Annotated in this window: 13 protein-coding genes; 7 read left to right on the top strand and 6 right to left on the bottom strand. The window is 66.7% G+C overall.

All coding sequences use genetic code 11. From position 1 onward, the window contains the following. The first annotated feature begins 31 nt into the window (after window positions 1–31). Window positions 32–1,819 carry a biosynthetic-type acetolactate synthase large subunit gene (gene ilvB, locus J2W23_RS07320; RefSeq protein ID WP_307648222.1) on the top strand — a complete coding sequence of 596 codons (1,788 nt, stop codon included), beginning with the start codon at window positions 32–34 and terminating at the stop codon, window positions 1,817–1,819. 43 nt (window positions 1,820–1,862) lie between these two features. On the opposite strand, the gene J2W23_RS07315 is transcribed toward ilvB, so the two are convergent. The 5 genes from J2W23_RS07315 to J2W23_RS07295 all read right to left on the bottom strand — a co-directional run bounded on the left by J2W23_RS07315 (window position 1,863) and on the right by J2W23_RS07295 (window position 7,305). After that, window positions 1,863–3,422, bottom strand: coding sequence for a cation:proton antiporter (locus J2W23_RS07315; protein WP_307648221.1), 1,560 nt, complete (start codon window positions 3,420–3,422; stop codon window positions 1,863–1,865). Between the two features lie 81 nt (window positions 3,423–3,503). Next, the gene (locus J2W23_RS07310; protein WP_307648220.1) at window positions 3,504–4,514 is read right to left on the bottom strand and encodes an alpha/beta fold hydrolase; all 1,011 of its coding nucleotides are present in this window, start codon (window positions 4,512–4,514) and stop codon (window positions 3,504–3,506) included. 115 nt (window positions 4,515–4,629) lie between these two features. Then, window positions 4,630–5,106, bottom strand: a complete 477-nt coding sequence (locus tag J2W23_RS07305; RefSeq protein ID WP_307648219.1) for a MarR family winged helix-turn-helix transcriptional regulator — start codon at window positions 5,104–5,106, stop codon at window positions 4,630–4,632. Between the two features lie 71 nt (window positions 5,107–5,177). Beyond that, window positions 5,178–6,821 (bottom strand): hypothetical protein, encoded by a 1,644-nt coding sequence (locus tag J2W23_RS07300; RefSeq protein WP_307648218.1) that lies wholly within the window; start codon window positions 6,819–6,821, stop codon window positions 5,178–5,180. 100 nt (window positions 6,822–6,921) lie between these two features. After that, a complete protein-coding gene (locus J2W23_RS07295) occupies window positions 6,922–7,305 on the bottom strand; it encodes a response regulator (protein WP_307648217.1) in 384 nt (127 codons plus the stop codon). Window positions 7,306–7,477: 172 nt separating this feature from the next. Between J2W23_RS07295 and J2W23_RS07290 the strand changes: the two genes are divergently transcribed. From J2W23_RS07290 to J2W23_RS07280, 3 genes are all read left to right on the top strand, one after another. Beyond that, the gene (locus tag J2W23_RS07290; protein WP_176656729.1) at window positions 7,478–7,834 is read left to right on the top strand and encodes a response regulator; all 357 of its coding nucleotides are present in this window, start codon (window positions 7,478–7,480) and stop codon (window positions 7,832–7,834) included. A 62-nt stretch (window positions 7,835–7,896) separates the two neighbouring features. Next, a complete protein-coding gene (dusA, locus tag J2W23_RS07285) occupies window positions 7,897–8,871 on the top strand; it encodes a tRNA dihydrouridine(20/20a) synthase DusA (protein WP_373423895.1) in 975 nt (324 codons plus the stop codon). Between the two features lie 243 nt (window positions 8,872–9,114). After that, complete coding sequence (locus J2W23_RS07280; RefSeq protein ID WP_176656731.1) at window positions 9,115–9,900, top strand: IclR family transcriptional regulator; 786 nt, start codon at window positions 9,115–9,117, stop codon at window positions 9,898–9,900. 119 nt (window positions 9,901–10,019) lie between these two features. Here the strand turns inward: J2W23_RS07280 and J2W23_RS07275 are convergent, their stop codons facing one another. Then, on the bottom strand, window positions 10,020–10,667 hold the full coding sequence (locus J2W23_RS07275) for a GntR family transcriptional regulator (RefSeq protein WP_176656732.1): 648 nt from the start codon (window positions 10,665–10,667) through the stop codon (window positions 10,020–10,022). A 129-nt stretch (window positions 10,668–10,796) separates the two neighbouring features. Between J2W23_RS07275 and scpA the strand changes: the two genes are divergently transcribed. From scpA to meaB, 3 genes are read left to right on the top strand one after another with little or no spacing between them, the layout of a single operon-like run. After that, window positions 10,797–12,959: a methylmalonyl-CoA mutase gene (gene scpA, locus J2W23_RS07270; protein ID WP_307648215.1), complete on the top strand. Its 2,163-nt coding sequence runs from the start codon at window positions 10,797–10,799 to the stop codon at window positions 12,957–12,959. A 14-nt stretch (window positions 12,960–12,973) separates the two neighbouring features. Beyond that, window positions 12,974–13,450 (top strand): GNAT family N-acetyltransferase, encoded by a 477-nt coding sequence (locus tag J2W23_RS07265; RefSeq protein ID WP_176656734.1) that lies wholly within the window; start codon window positions 12,974–12,976, stop codon window positions 13,448–13,450. Then, window positions 13,444–14,493 (top strand): methylmalonyl Co-A mutase-associated GTPase MeaB, encoded by a 1,050-nt coding sequence (gene meaB / locus J2W23_RS07260; protein ID WP_307648214.1) that lies wholly within the window; start codon window positions 13,444–13,446, stop codon window positions 14,491–14,493. The genes J2W23_RS07265 and meaB overlap by 7 nt, the downstream gene beginning before the upstream one ends. Window positions 14,494–14,520 lie beyond the last annotated feature (27 nt).

Here is a 14,520-nt window from a genome sequence, read left to right as displayed (position 1 = left end):
ATTCTGCATCAATAACGGAAGAATTGACGGCATGAGATTGCTCGACCTACCCCTCACGTCTTCCCTGTCCCTTCACCCTGAAGCGCCGCCCCGCGTGCGCAACGGCGCGGAGGCCCTGCTCGATACGCTGGTGGAGTGCGGCGTCGACACCATCTTCGGCTACCCCGGCGGCGCGGCGCTGCCGCTGTACGACGCGCTGCACGGCGAGCCGCGCCTTCGCCATGTGCTGGTGCGCCACGAGCAGGCCGCGGTGCATGCGGCCGAGGGCTATGCGCGCAGCACGGGGCGGGTGGGCGTGGTGCTGGTCACCTCGGGGCCGGGCGTGGGCAACACCATCACGGGGCTGCTCGATGCGATGAGCGATTCGGTGCCGGTGCTGTGCATCAGCGGGCAGGTGGCCACGGCGGTGATCGGCACGCAGGCCTTTCAGGAGAGCGATGCGCTGGGCATGTCGCGCTCGGTGACCAAGTGGAACCAGCAGGTGCGCGCGGCCGACGACGTGCCGGCGCTGGTGCGTCGCGCGCTAGACATCGCATCGACGGGCCGGCCGGGGCCGGTGCTGCTCGATGTGCCGAAGGACATCCAGTTGATGCGCCTGGGGCAGGGTGGCACCTCGACGCCATTGCGCCCGCTGCGCACGAGCCGGGCGGCGTTGCCGCCCAAGGCGATGCTGCAGCGCGCGGCCGATTTGCTTTCGACGGCGCGGCGCCCGGTGCTCTATGGCGGCGGCGGGCTCATCAACTCGGGGCCTGCAGCCTGCGAGGCCTTCACGCAACTGGTGAACCGCCTGCACGCGCCCTGCACGCTGACGCTGATGGGGCTGGGTGCCTTCCCGGCATCGGATGCAAAGTTCATCGGCATGCTCGGCATGCACGGCAACCTGGAAGCGAACCTCGCGATGCACGAGGCCGACCTGGTGGTGTGCGTCGGCGCGCGCTTCGACGACCGCGTGACCGGCAAGCTCGACGAGTTCTGCCCGCATGCGCGAAAGATCCACATCGACATCGACCCGGCGAGCATCAACAAGATCGTGCAGGTCGATGTGCCGATGGTGGGCGACTGCGCGACGATCCTCGATGCGGTGCTGGCGTTGCTGCCCGAAGAGGGCTTCGCGCCCGAGCGCCTCGCGCCGTGGTGGGAGCGCATCGAGCGCTGGCGCGCGGAAGAGTGCCTGAAGTTCGAGCCGCGCGCGGATGCAATTCTGCCGCAGCAGCTGGTGTCGTCGCTGCAGCAGGCCATCGGCCGCAGCGGGCGCGATGCGATCGTCTCGACCGACGTGGGCCAGCACCAGATGTGGGCCGCGCAGTACCTGCGCTTCGACAGCCCGCGCCACTGGCTCACCTCGGGCGGCGCGGGGACGATGGGCTATGGGTTGCCAGCAGCCATCGGCGCGCAGATCGGCCACCCCGACGCGCTGTGCGTGTGCGTGAGCGGCGATGCGTCGGTGCTCATGAACATCCAGGAGTTGTCGACGGCGGTGCAGCACCGCACGCCGGTGAAGCTGGTGCTGTGCAACAACGGCTACATGGGCATGGTGCGGCAGTGGCAGGAGCTGAACCACGGCAACCGCCTGAGCCACAGCTGGAACGAGGCGCTGCCGGATTTCGTGGCGCTGGCGAAGGCCTTCGGATGGGGGGCGCGGCGGGTGACGGAGCCGGCCGAGCTTGAAGATGCGCTGGCCGAGTGCCTGGCGAGCGAGGGGCCGTTCTTTCTCGACGTGCAGGTCGCGGCGCAGGAGAACTGCTTTCCGATGATGCCGTCGGGGCACGGGCACCACCGGGTGATGCTGGCGAAGGACCGGTGGTACGAGGAGGGCTGAAGTGTTGTTCCCTCTCCCCAAGGGGATAGGGAGCAAGAGGGCACTACACGCTCTGTAGCCGCACGTCGTTTGCAGGAATGGCATTGAGCTCAGCCCAATCCATCTCCTCTTCGAGCCGGTGGTAGGTGTCGTCCTCGATCTGCCCGCTCTCGCGCAGCGCCTCCAACGCCTGCCGCTGCGCACGAATGGCCGTGGCGCGCAGGCGGTCGTGTGCTGTCCTGGCCTGCGGCTGGCTCTCATCGGCGGCGATGGTCCGCGCGGCACGGTATTCGTCGCGCACCGCATTGGCTTCGTCGCCGCGCTCTGATTCCAATGCAGAGAGCGCCGCATCCATCATCGCGATGCGCGCGAGCGAGACTTCCTGATCCTGTGAGGCGTCCGGCTCGATCTTCAGCGCCTTGATCAGCGGACCGATGGTGAAGCCCTGGATCACCAGCGTGCCGAGCACCACCGCGAACGCGCTCAGCACGATGAGGTCGCGCCCCGGAAAATCCGCTGGCAGCGCAAAGGCCGTGGCCATGGTGACCAGCCCGCGCATGCCCGACCAGCCGACCAGGAAGCCGATGCGCTTCGAAGGGATCGAGATGCCCTTGGGTTTGAGGCCCAGCCGGTGCTTCACCGTGCGCATCACCGCCCCGTAGAACAGCACCCACACGACCCGCACCGCAATGACCAGCGCGAGCACGAGGCCCGCGAACTGCAGCGCGTGCGTGAGCGCGGGGCCGGAGAGCCGGTCGAGAATGCCGCGCGCCTGCAGTCCCATCAAAAAGAATGCGAGCACGTTGAGCGTGAACACCACCGCGCCCCACACCGCATACGACTGCACGCGGTCCCGCGGTGCGCTGCGGCTCGGTGCGTACTGGCCCAGCTTCATGCCGAACGCGACCACCGAGATGATCGGCGACAGGTGCAGCCGCTCGGCCACGATCCACGCGGCAAAGGTCATCACGAACTGGAAGATGATGGCCGAGCGCGTGCCCGCGAAGAGCGGGCTCACGAAGTGCAGGTAGATCTTGCCGAGCAGGATGCCGACCACGGCGCCGCCCGGCACCGCCACCAGCAGCATCGGCAGCGAGCTTGCAATGGGCTGGTGCGCAGCGCCCGCGGCCGACACCGCCACGCCGAACACCAGCAGCGCGACGGCATCGTTGAGCAGGCTCTCGCCGTTGATGAGCGACAGCGTGCGCCGCGGAATGCGGAACTGCTGCATCACCGCCGCTGCGGCCACCGCATCGGGCGGCGCGACGATGGCGCCGAGGGTGATGGCGGCGGCAATCGGCAGCCCCGCGAAGGCCCAGCCGGCCCATGCCACCACGGCGGTGGTCAGCAGCACGGCCACCAGCACCAGCGAGACCAGCGGCATCCAGTTGCGTCGCAGTTCGCGCGGCGAGGTGTCGAAAGCCGAGTCGAGGAGGGCTGGTGCGATGAAGAGGGCGAGCGCCAGGTGCGGGTCGAAGTGGATGTGCGGCACCCACGGCATCGCGCCGAGCCCGACGCCGGCCAGCGCCAGCAGCGATGGGTAGGGCAGCGCGAGGCGGCGCGAGAGCTGCAAGAGCAGGCACGCCGCGACCAGCATGAGAAGGACGTTTTCGAAGATGTCCACCGGGGCCTCTCAGTTCTTCATGTTGTGCACGGAATACTAAAAGAGGCCCGGCCGATCGCCGAGCGCGCGCCGAGTCGGCGATCAGGACTTGATGAACGCCAGCAGGTCGGCGTTGAACTTGTCCTTGTGGGTGTCGGTCAGGCCGTGCGGCGCGCCGGGGTAGACGATGAGCTTGTTGTTCTTCACCAGCTTGGCCGAGGCCAGACCCGCGGCGCCGATGGGCACGATCTGGTCGTCGTCGCCGTGGATGATGAGCGTGGGTACGTCGAACTTCTTCAGGTCTTCGGTGAAGTCGGTTTCCGAGAACGCCTTGATCGAGTCGTAGGTGTTCTTGTGGCCGCCGAGCATGCCCTGTGCCCACCATGCATCGATGAGGCCCTGTGAGGACTTCGCGCCCGGACGGTTGAAGCCGTAGAAGGGGCCCGAGGGCACGTCCTTGTAGAACTGCGAGCGGTTGGCCAGTTGCGCGGCGCGCAGGCCGTCGAACACTTCGATGGGCAGGCCGCCGGGGTTGGCCGCGGTCTTGAGCATGAGCGGCGGCACGGCCGAGATGAGCGCCGCCTTGGCGACGCGCTTGGTGCCGTGGCGGCCGATGTAGCGCGCCACTTCGCCGCCGCCGGTCGAGAAGCCGACGAGCACGGCGTTCTTCAGGTCCAGCGTGTCGATGACGGTGGCGAGGTCGTCGGCGTAGGTGTCCATGTCGTTGCCGTTCCAGGGCTGGCTCGAGCGGCCGTGGCCGCGGCGGTCGTGCGCAACGGTGCGGTAGCCCTGCGAGGCGAGGAAGAGCATCTGCGATTCCCAGCTGTCCGAGTCGAGCGGCCAGCCGTGGCTGAACACGATGGGCTGGCCGGAGGCGGGGCCCCAGTCCTTGAAGTACAGCTGGGTGCCGTCTTTGGTCGTGATGATGTTGCTCATGGTCTGCTTTCCTTTGAGTGGAGAGGTGGTAACCGCGCCGGGCTTCGGCGCGGCGGTGGACGCGGCGGATGCCGCGGAGGAGAAGCCGGTGCCAACGAGGGCGCCGGCTGCGACGGAGGCGCCGCCGAGCAGCAGGCTGCGACGGGTGGCGGTGGAGTTCAGGCTGTTGGCGGACATGGTGCGTTCTTTCGATGACGTGGTGGGTATGGAGGGCAAATTTCTGATCGCATGTATTAATATCGCATGCGATATAAATGGCATGAAAAAACAGGAAGGCGGATGCGGCGAGCCATCACGCGTTCCTGTCGAGGTTCGAGCGCAGTGCGAGCAACTGGTCGCGCAGGTTGCCGATGTCCTGGGGCTCCAGCGCCATTGCTTCCGCCACGCAGGCCGGCAACGCGCGGGCCTTCTTGTGCATGGCGCGGCCTTCGGTGGTGAGCGACACGATGACCTGGCGCTCGTCCGATGCCGAGCGCACGCGCTGGATGAGCCCGCGCGCCTCGAGGCGCTTGAGCAGCGGTGTGAGGGTGGTGGTTTCGAGCGCGAGGCGCTTGCAGATCTCGGAGACGTTGACCGAGTCTTTCTCCCACAGCACGAGCATGACGAGGTACTGCAGGTAGGTCAGGTCCAGGTCGCGCAGCAGGCCGCGGTACACCTTGTTGAGGCTCAACATCGTGGAATACACGGCGAAGCAGAGCTGCTCGTCGAGCGCCAGCGGATTGGTCGCGGGGGCTTCGACAGGTGGGGCGGCAGGGCGCTTGGAAGGCATGGGGGCGGATATTAGATCGCATGCGATCTAATGGCAAGCGATGTTTCATGCCCACCTGAGCCTCGCGGTTTTCAGGAGTGGCCGTCGACCCGCATCTGGAAGAGAAAGTAAGGCGGAATGCAGGCGCCGCGCCCTTCGGGCTGGCCCTCGGCCTGCGCGCAGATGTAGTCGTCACGGCAGGGCTGCTGCGCCGAGCAGCTGCGCAGGTTGCCGGGGCGCGTGTGTTTGGCGAGGCATTCGCCGAAGGGCTTGTTCGCGGCCAGGCACTGGTTGAAGTCGCTGAGGATGGCGATGCCGCCGCAGGTGCCGTTCTTGTCGAGCGGATCGCACGGCCCCGAGCACATGCCGCCGGGGAAGCCGACCGAGGTTTTCTCGCACACGGAAAGCATGCCTTCGCAGGCGACGCGCGGCTGCTTTTCGGCGCGGTCGAGCCACGGGTTGGCAGACTGCGTGATGCGCGTGGGTTCGCAGCTTGCGCCGACCGTGGCTCTTTCGGGCGCGGCGCTCGTGCTGTCAGGTTCGGCGAGCGGGCGGAACGGGTCGGGCTTCGGTGTCGATAACGAGGCGTTCACGTAGGTGCCGCGCCGCGTCAGTTCGTCCTGCAGGTGTGGCGAGTGCGGCAGGGCGAGCGCGTTGCCCGTCGTGAAGGTGCGCGATGCGCCGCGCCGGTCGATGCCCAGCAGATGAAAGCCCGCGACCGCGCGGCTCTGGTGGCAACCCGCGCAGCTGAGATCGTCGAGCCGGCGCAGCATGGCCTGCGGCGATTGCAGCGTGCGGCTGCCGGGAACAGCCTGCCACTCGCCGGGTGGGAAGACCTGCGCGAACGGCCGGTTCGCCAGACGCGCGAGGCCGCGCGGTGCGACCGAGATCGACTCGGTCGCGAGAAACTTCTCCGGAATCTGTACGGTCGCTTCGTCCAGCGCGCGCAGGTTGGCGGGCTGCTGCAGCCATTGCTGAAGTTCCTTGCGCAGCGGCGCGTTGGCCTTGAGCCGCGCGACGTCGGGCGTGTTCTCGAGCGGCGCCACGTCGAAGCGCTTCGCACCGGCATTCCATCGGAAGGCGCGCAGCATGTACTCGGCATGACCGCCCAGATCGGGCCGCACCGCGGAGGGCCAGCGCACGCTCTGCAGGTTGGTGGTGACCTGCGCGATGCGCGCGGGTGCGAGGCGCTCTGGCGCGAGCGGACCACCGGGCGACACCAGCCAGCGGCCGAGCGCCTCGTCCTTCATCGAAGCCTGCGGCGGCTGCCAGAGTCGCGCGGCGCTGGCGCAGCTGCCGTTCGCATCAGGTGCATCGCCGCGCAGTTCCACATTGATGGTCATCGGCAGGCGCGACTGCATCGCAGCGGTGCGATACGCGAGCCGGTACACGAGCCGCGTCTCGCCGCATGCGCCACTCTGGAAAGGCCGGCGGTCCATGCGGTTGGCCACGCCGACCAGTTCGAAGAAAGCATCGGGGCTCGCGAGCCAGCGTGCATCGAACAGCCGGTGCGGATAGCGCGAGATGCCGACGCCGGCCTGCTTGTCCGTGCGCTGGATGCGCGCGAGGCTTTCGCCGAGCGGCGTGGCGATGGATTGCCAGGCCGCAGAGCGCATCAAGGACTGGTTGGTGGCGATGCCGTCGGGCAATGCGGGCGCATCGCCGATCCAGTGGGCGAAGCCGGCGCCCGATTTTTCGGCGGCTTGCAGGGCGGCGGGCGAAGTGACGAGGAGCACAGGGTCTGCCGCCCGCACAAGCGGAGCCGCAAGGATCAGTGCGAGCGCAAGGCCAAGAGGCAGGCAGTATTTTTGGAAGAACGGCACGCGGCCGATTGTGTCAGCGCCGGGGCGTGATGTTCAGTGCTGCGCAGAAGGTGTAGAACGCCTCGAGCTGCAGCGACTTGTCGAACACCGCGTCGACGCCCGCCGACAGCGCGCCTTCGCGCACTTCCGAGGTCGCGTAGTTCATGAGCACCACGGTGCGCTGCTCGGGCAGCTTGTTGTCCTTCAGGTACTGCGCCACGGTGAGCCCGTTGCCCTTGGCGAGAAACACATCGATCACCGCCGCATCCCATTCGCCGGGGTTGGCCTTGAGCCAGTCGATCGCTTCATCGGAGGTGGTTGCGGTGCCGATGACATCGCATTCGGAAAATTCTTGCAGCCCGTCGGTCAGCGTCGTCGCGATCAGAGGGTTGTCTTCTATGAGGTAGATACGGGTCATTGTTGTTGCGAAAGCGAGGTGCGGTCCATCGGCTTGTCTCGGCCGAGGAGGTCATTGTCGGGACGGACGCCCGGCGCCGAGTAAGACAACGCCGCCATCTGTCGTACATCCCTGTAGGGTGGTGGGCCGCGGTGGCTGCAGCCCCCCGTGTTGTCTGGAAAAATGTCACGCAATGACCAATGCCCCGCAACCCAAGCTTCGCGTACTGCTCGTGGAGGACGATGCCGACACGCTCGCCACCACCCTGAAACTGCTCGAGGCCCTGGGGCACTGGGCCACGGGCGTCAAGAGCGCCGAGGCCGCGATCTCTCGCTTCTTCGAGGGCGCCTTCGATGTGGTGATGGTGGACATCGGCCTGCCCGCGCTGTCGGGGTACGACCTGGCCGAGCGGCTGCTGCGCGACTACCGCGTTCCTGTGATCTTCGTGACCGGCCAGGCGCAACCCGCGAAGACGCTGGCGGGGACCACCTGGCTGCGCAAGCCCTACACGGTCGAGCAGCTGACCGAGGCGCTCGCGCTGGCCGCGTGAGAAAATCGCCGCCTTCTCTGCCCGATGTCCGGGCCGATGTCGACACCACAGGATCACGCGTTTTGGAAGAGAAGGTCATCTCCGTTGCACCCATGATGGATTGGACGGACCGTCATTGCAGGTACTTCCACCGCCTGATGTCGCGCCACGCGCTGCTCTACACAGAGATGGTGACGACCGGTGCCTTGGTGCATGGCGACGTGCCGCGGCACCTTCGCTTCAACGCCGAAGAACATCCCGTGGCGCTGCAGCTCGGTGGCAGCGAGCCTGCCGACCTCGCGCATTGCGCGAAGCTCGGCGAGGAATGGGGCTACGACGAGATCAACCTCAACTGCGGCTGCCCGAGCGAGCGCGTGCAGCGCGGCGCGTTCGGCGCCTGCCTCATGAACGAGCCGCAGCTGGTGGCCGATTGCGTGAAGGCAATGGTCGATGTGGTGCGCGTGCCCGTCACGGTCAAGCATCGCATCGGCATCGACAAGATCGAGAGCTACGAGTTCGTGCGCGACTTCGTCGGCAAGGTGAGCGAAGCGGGGTGCGAGACCTTCATCGTTCATGCGCGCAATGCGTGGCTGCAGGGCCTCAGCCCCAAGCAGAACCGCGAGATCCCGCCGCTGCGCTACGCGCTGGTCCATCGGCTGAAGCACGACTTTCCAGGTCTGAAGTTCTCCATCAACGGCGGCATTTCCGTCAACGAACAAGTGCATGAACACCTGCGCCTGCTCGATGGCGTGATGGTCGGGCGCGAGGCGTATCACAACCCCTGGTGGCTCGCCGAGTGGGATGCCGAGTTCTTCGGTGCCGCGCCGCAGCCGCTCACGCGCGAAGAGGTGGAGTCGCTGATGTGCGACTACATGGTTCGCGAGGCGGCCGAGCATGGCACGCAGTGGTCGTCGATCGCGCGCCACATGCTGGGTCTGCGCAATGGCCTGCCCGGCGCGCGCCGCTGGCGGCAGGTCTGGAGCGACCATCGCCTGAAGACGCGCCCGCCGCACGAGGTGATGGCGCTGGCGCACGAACCGGTCGCGCAGGCCGCCTGAACGGGTGACCGGGCCCCGGCCGCCGAGGCCGGTTTTCTGCTTCTGCAGTTCACTCAGGCCAATTCCAAAACTCGGAGATTCCGTGTTTTTGTTTGCTCGAAAACGCCCTTTTTAGCTCCTGAATCGGGGCATTTCACCGCTTTTTAACGGAACATGGTTCCGAAACAATGCAACAACAAGTGTGGCCTGTGCACCTGTTTTTGCTCAAGAATAAAGAGGTCAGGGAAACAAAAAAGGTTCTTCATGAGTGAAGCTGTTGGCAGCAAAGAGGAAGTGAGCGCGCTCGCACGCGGCTTGTCACTGCTCAAGACCATCGGTATGGCTGCCGCACCGATGGGCAACCGGGATCTGGCCGACACGACGGGCATTCCCAAGGCCACTGTCTCGCGGCTGACCGCGACGCTGGTAGGCGCCGGCTACCTGCGCCAGTCGCGCGACAGCGAGCGCTTCAGCCTGGGGCCGGCGCTGCTCGACATGAGCAGCCGGTACCTGCGGCATTTCGACCTGCGAACGGTGGCGCGGCCGCATCTGACGGAGCTGTCCGAATTCGCGGGCGCCAGCATCCACATGGGGGTGCGCGACGATCTCGATCTGCTCGTCATCGATTCGCTGCGACCGCGTTCTGCGTTGATCAGTTCGCGCATCGAGGTCGGCTCGCGCCTGTCGATCACCACCTCGGCCGCCGGCCGGGCTTACCTGGCGGCACTGCCGCAGCCCGAACGGGACGCGCTGCTGGAGCAGATCCGCATCGAGACGGGCGAGAACTGGTTCACCTTGGCGCCTCGGCTCATGGCGGGCATCGAGGAATACGACCGGCTGGGCTATTGCAGTTCCTTCGGCGAGTGGCATCCCCACATCCACGCCCTCGGCTTTGCGCTGCAGGGGCCGCGCGGCGAACGCTACGGCGTGAGCTGCGGCGGTCCGGCCTACCTGCTGCCCAAGGATGTCATGCTGGAGCGGGTGGCGCCCCGGCTGCTGGAAGTGGCGCGGCGGATCGCGGCCGAAGCCGGTACAACCATCCGCGACTGATCCCAAACAAGGCGTGCCTTTTCGCGGGATGCCGCGGAACCGGTTCTGCCGGGCCGCAGGTATCGCCCCTGGAAGGGGGGAGGCGAAGCGACACGAAGTGCGCGAAGCCTGGGGTGAGCCTAGGTGGCCGCTTCGAGGCCGCTCTTGAAGTGCTCACGCATGCGGGCCATGGCGGCCGTGGCGTCGCGCGCCTCGATGGCGGCCATCACCGACCGGTGCTCCGCCAGCGATTCGGCGATGCGCCCGGCCTTCAGCAGCGAGTTGTGCCGGTTGAGCTTCATCACCTTGCGCAGGTCGGCCACCATCTGGTCGCGCCACTTGTTGTTGGCGATGGCCAGCAGCCGCATGTGAAAGCGCTCGTTGAGCGCGAAGAAGTGCTCGCGGTCTTCCTTGCCCGGCGCGGCGGCGGCTTCGAGTTCGGTGTGCAGCTTCTTGAGCTCGGCGCGCTCGGCATCGGTGGCACGTTCGGCGACCACCCCGGCCGCATCGCTCTCCAGCAGGGAGAGCAGGTGATAGACATCCGCCAGGTCCTGCTCGGACACCTCGGTGACGTAGGCGCCGCGGCGCACCTTCATCGTCACCAGCCCTTCGGCGGCCAGCACCTTCAGCGCCTCGCGCAGCGGGGTGCGGCTGATGCCGTATTCCTCGGCGAGCTTGAGTTCGTCGATCCAGCTGCCGGGTTCCAGTTCGCGGCGGAAGATCCGCTGGCGCAGCAGCTCGGCCACCTCTTCATAGAGGGCGCGCGGGGTAAGGGTGACGGCGGACATGGGCAGGAATGTACTGCAAAAAATGGGTTTGAATTAATAATTATGGATCGGTTAGACTCGCTGCCGGCCTGCAAATCCCTGCGGGCGAATCGCGAATTCCTGCAAGACAACTGCAAAGCGGCGCCTTCCATGAGCAGCAAACCCGAACCCACTTTCAAGCCCGCCGACCTCGATGCCTGGGCGAAGTCCGCCGCGAAGTCCGCGCCCGGTGGCGACCTGAAAGCGCTGAACTGGATCACGCCCGACGGCATCACCGTCAAGCCGCTCTACACCGCGGCCGACCTGCAGGGCCTGAAGTACACCGACACGCTGCCCGGCTTCGAGCCGTACCTGCGCGGCCCGCAGGCCACCATGTACGCGGTGCGCCCCTGGACCATCCGCCAATACGCCGGCTTCTCGACCGCCGAAGAGTCGAACGCCTTCTATCGCAAGGCACTCGCCGCGGGCGGCCAGGGCGTGAGCGTGGCCTTCGACCTCGCCACCCACCGCGGCTACGACAGCGACCACCCGCGCGTGACCGGCGACGTCGGCAAGGCTGGCGTGGCGATCGATTCGGTGGAGGACATGAAGATCCTGTTCGACCAGATCCCGCTGGACAAGGTCTCCGTGTCGATGACGATGAACGGCGCGGTGCTGCCGGTGCTCGCGGGCTACGTGGTCGCGGCCGAAGAGCAGGGCGTGGCGCAGGACCAGCTGAGCGGAACCATCCAGAACGACATCCTCAAGGAGTTCATGGTCCGCAACACCTACATCTTTCCGCCCGCGCCGAGCATGCGGATCATCGGCGACATCATCGAGTACACGGCAGAGAACATGCCCAAGTTCAACTCGATTTCGATCAGCGGCTATCACATGCAGGAGGCCGGCGCGAACCAGGCGCTGGAGCTCGCGTTCACGCTGGCCGACGGCAAGGAATACGTGAAGACCGCGCTGGCCAAGGGCCTCGATGTCGACGGCTTCGCCGGGCGCCTGAGCTTCTTCTGGGCGATCGGCATGAACTTCTATCTGGAAGTGGCCAAGATGCGCGCGGCGCGCCTCCTGTGGTGCCGCATCATGAAGGAGTTCGAACCCAAGAACCCCAAGAGCCTGATGCTGCGCACGCACTGCCAGACCTCGGGTTGGAGCCTCACCGAGCAGGACCCCTACAACAACATCGTGCGCACCACCATCGAGGCGATGGCCGCGGTGTTCGGCGGCACGCAGTCGCTGCACACCAACGCGCTGGACGAAGCGATTGCGCTGCCCACCGAGTTCAGTTCGCGCATCGCGCGCAACACGCAGCTCATCATCCAGGAAGAGACGCACATCACCAACGTGGTCGACCCCTGGGCCGGCAGCTACATGATGGAGAAGCTCACGCAGGACATGGCCGATGCGGCCTGGGCCATCATCGAAGAGGTCGAGGCCATGGGCGGCATGACCAAGGCGGTCGACAGCGGCTGGGCCAAGCTCAAGATCGAAGCGGCCGCCGCCGAGAAGCAGGCGCGCATCGACTCGGGCAAGGACGTGATCGTGGGCGTCAACAAGTACAAGTTGAAGAACGAGGACGCGATCGACAGCCTCTCCATCGACAACGTGATGGTGCGCGACCAGCAGGTGGCGCGGCTGCAGAAGATCCGCGCCTCGCGCGACACCGCCAAGGTGCAGGCCGCGCTCGACGCGCTCACCGAAGCGGCCGAGAACGGCACGGGCAACCTGCTCGCGTTGAGCATCGATGCGGTGCGCCTGCGCGCCACGGTGGGCGAGATTTCGGACGCGCTCGAAAAATCATTCGGCCGCCATCGGGCCGACACGCAAAAGGTGACCGGTGTGTACGCAGCTGCCTATGACTCGGCCGAAGGCTGGGAAACCCTCAAGACCGAAATCAACGCCTTCGCCGAAGCGCAGGGGCGCCGTCCGCGCGTGATGATCTCCAAGCTCGGGCAAGACGGGCACGACCGCGGTGCCAAGGTGGTGGCCACGGCCTTTGCCGACCTGGGCTTCGACGTGGACATGGGACCGCTCTTCCAGACGCCCGAAGAATGCGCGCGGCAAGCCATCGAGAACGACGTGCATGCCGTCGGCGTGAGCACCCTCGCAGCCGGCCACAAGACGCTCGTGCCGGCCATCATCAACGAGCTCAAGAAGCAGGGCGCGGACGACATCATCGTGTTCGTCGGCGGCGTGATTCCGCGGCAGGACTACGACTTTCTCTACGAGGCCGGCGTCAAGGGCATCTATGGACCGGGCACCCCGATCCCTGCCAGCGCCAAGGACGTGCTGGAGCAGATCCGCGCGGCGGTCGCGGCCTGAGCGGAAAGCCATACGTGGGCGATCTCCTGTCGCGGCTGTCGCTGCAGCCCGTGGATTCCAGCGATTTCGAGGACATGCTGGCCGTGCGCATCGATGCGATGCGCCCGAGCCTGGAGCGCGTCGGGCGCTTCGACCTCACGCGTTCGCGCGAACGGCTGAGTGCCGGTTTTGCCGTGCCGTACATGCATCACATCGTGCTCGACGGCGACCAGCGCGTGGGCTTCGTCACGCTCAAGCCCGAGGGCGCGGATGCGCTGCGGCTCGACCACCTGTACCTGCGCACCGGCTTCCAGGGCCGGGGCATCGGCGAATGGGTGATGCGCTGGGCCAAGGCCCAGGCGCGCGAGAAGAACCTCGACATCAAGCTCACCGCCCTCGTGCAGAGCGATGCCAACCGCTTCTACCTGCGGCACGGCTTCGTGCTCGAAGGCGAGGAGGGCGTCGACCTGCACTACCGCTGGCGCGTGGCGGCCGCGGAGGCCGCGTGCTGAACACGGTGCAGGCGCTGCAAAGCGCTGTAACCGATTCGCCGGGCATGGCGCAGCGCCGCGCGATCGCCAAGGCGATCACGCTGCTCGAATCGACCCGGGCCGACCACCGCGCGCAAGCCGACGAGTTGCTCACCGCGCTCCTGCCGCGCACGGGCAATTCGTTTCGCCTCGGTATCTCGGGCGTGCCCGGCGTCGGCAAGTCGACCTTCATCGAAACGCTCGGCCTGCTGCTGATCGACAAGGGCCATCGCGTCGCGGTGCTCACCATCGACCCGTCGTCCACCGTTTCGGGCGGCTCCATCCTCGGCGACAAGACGCGCATGGAGCGACTGTCGGTGCACGAGCGCGCCTACATCCGCCCGAGCCCGTCGAGCGGCACGCTCGGCGGCGTCGCCGAAAAAACGCGCGAGGCAATGCTGGTGTGCGAGGCCGCCGGCTACGACATCGTGATCGTCGAGACCGTGGGCGTGGGCCAGTCTGAGACGGCGGTGTCCGGCATGACCGACATGTTCGTGCTGATGCAGCTGCCCAACGCCGGCGATGACCTGCAGGCGATCAAGAAGGGCGTGATGGAGCTCGCGGACCTTGTCGTCATCAACAAGGCCGACATCGACAAGGATGCCGCCACGCGCGCGCAGGCGCAGATCACCTCCGCGCTGCGCCTTTTTGGCCACCAGGGCAACCCTGACCATGCGCACGCGGTGCACGACGCGCACAGCGGCGCCGAGGTGCGCTTCTGGCTGCCCAGGGTGCTGCAGCTGAGCGCGCTGGCGGGCACGGGCGTCGATGCGTTCTGGGATGCCGTCACTGAATTCAGGCAACTGCAGACCGCCAACGGCAAGCTCGCCAAGCGCCGCGAAAAGCAGGCCACCGCATGGATGTGGGAGCGCATCGACGCGGGGCTGAAGCAAGCCTTCAGGCAGCACCCGCAGGTGCGCGAACTGCTGCCGCAACTCACCCAGCAGGTGGCGCAGGGCGCGCTGCCCGCATCGACCGCGGCGCGCAGCCTGCTCGCCGCAGCAGCCATCACGGCCAGGCCCTGAGCCATCTCATTCAAGACCACAGCTTCG

It is taken from the genome of Variovorax boronicumulans, from assembly GCF_030812215.1.
GTDB classification, from domain to species: Bacteria; Pseudomonadota; Gammaproteobacteria; order Burkholderiales; family Burkholderiaceae_C; genus Variovorax; species Variovorax boronicumulans_C.
The sequence above is the reverse complement of the archived record's forward strand: the minus strand, read 5'-3'. Positions and strand labels throughout refer to the sequence as shown.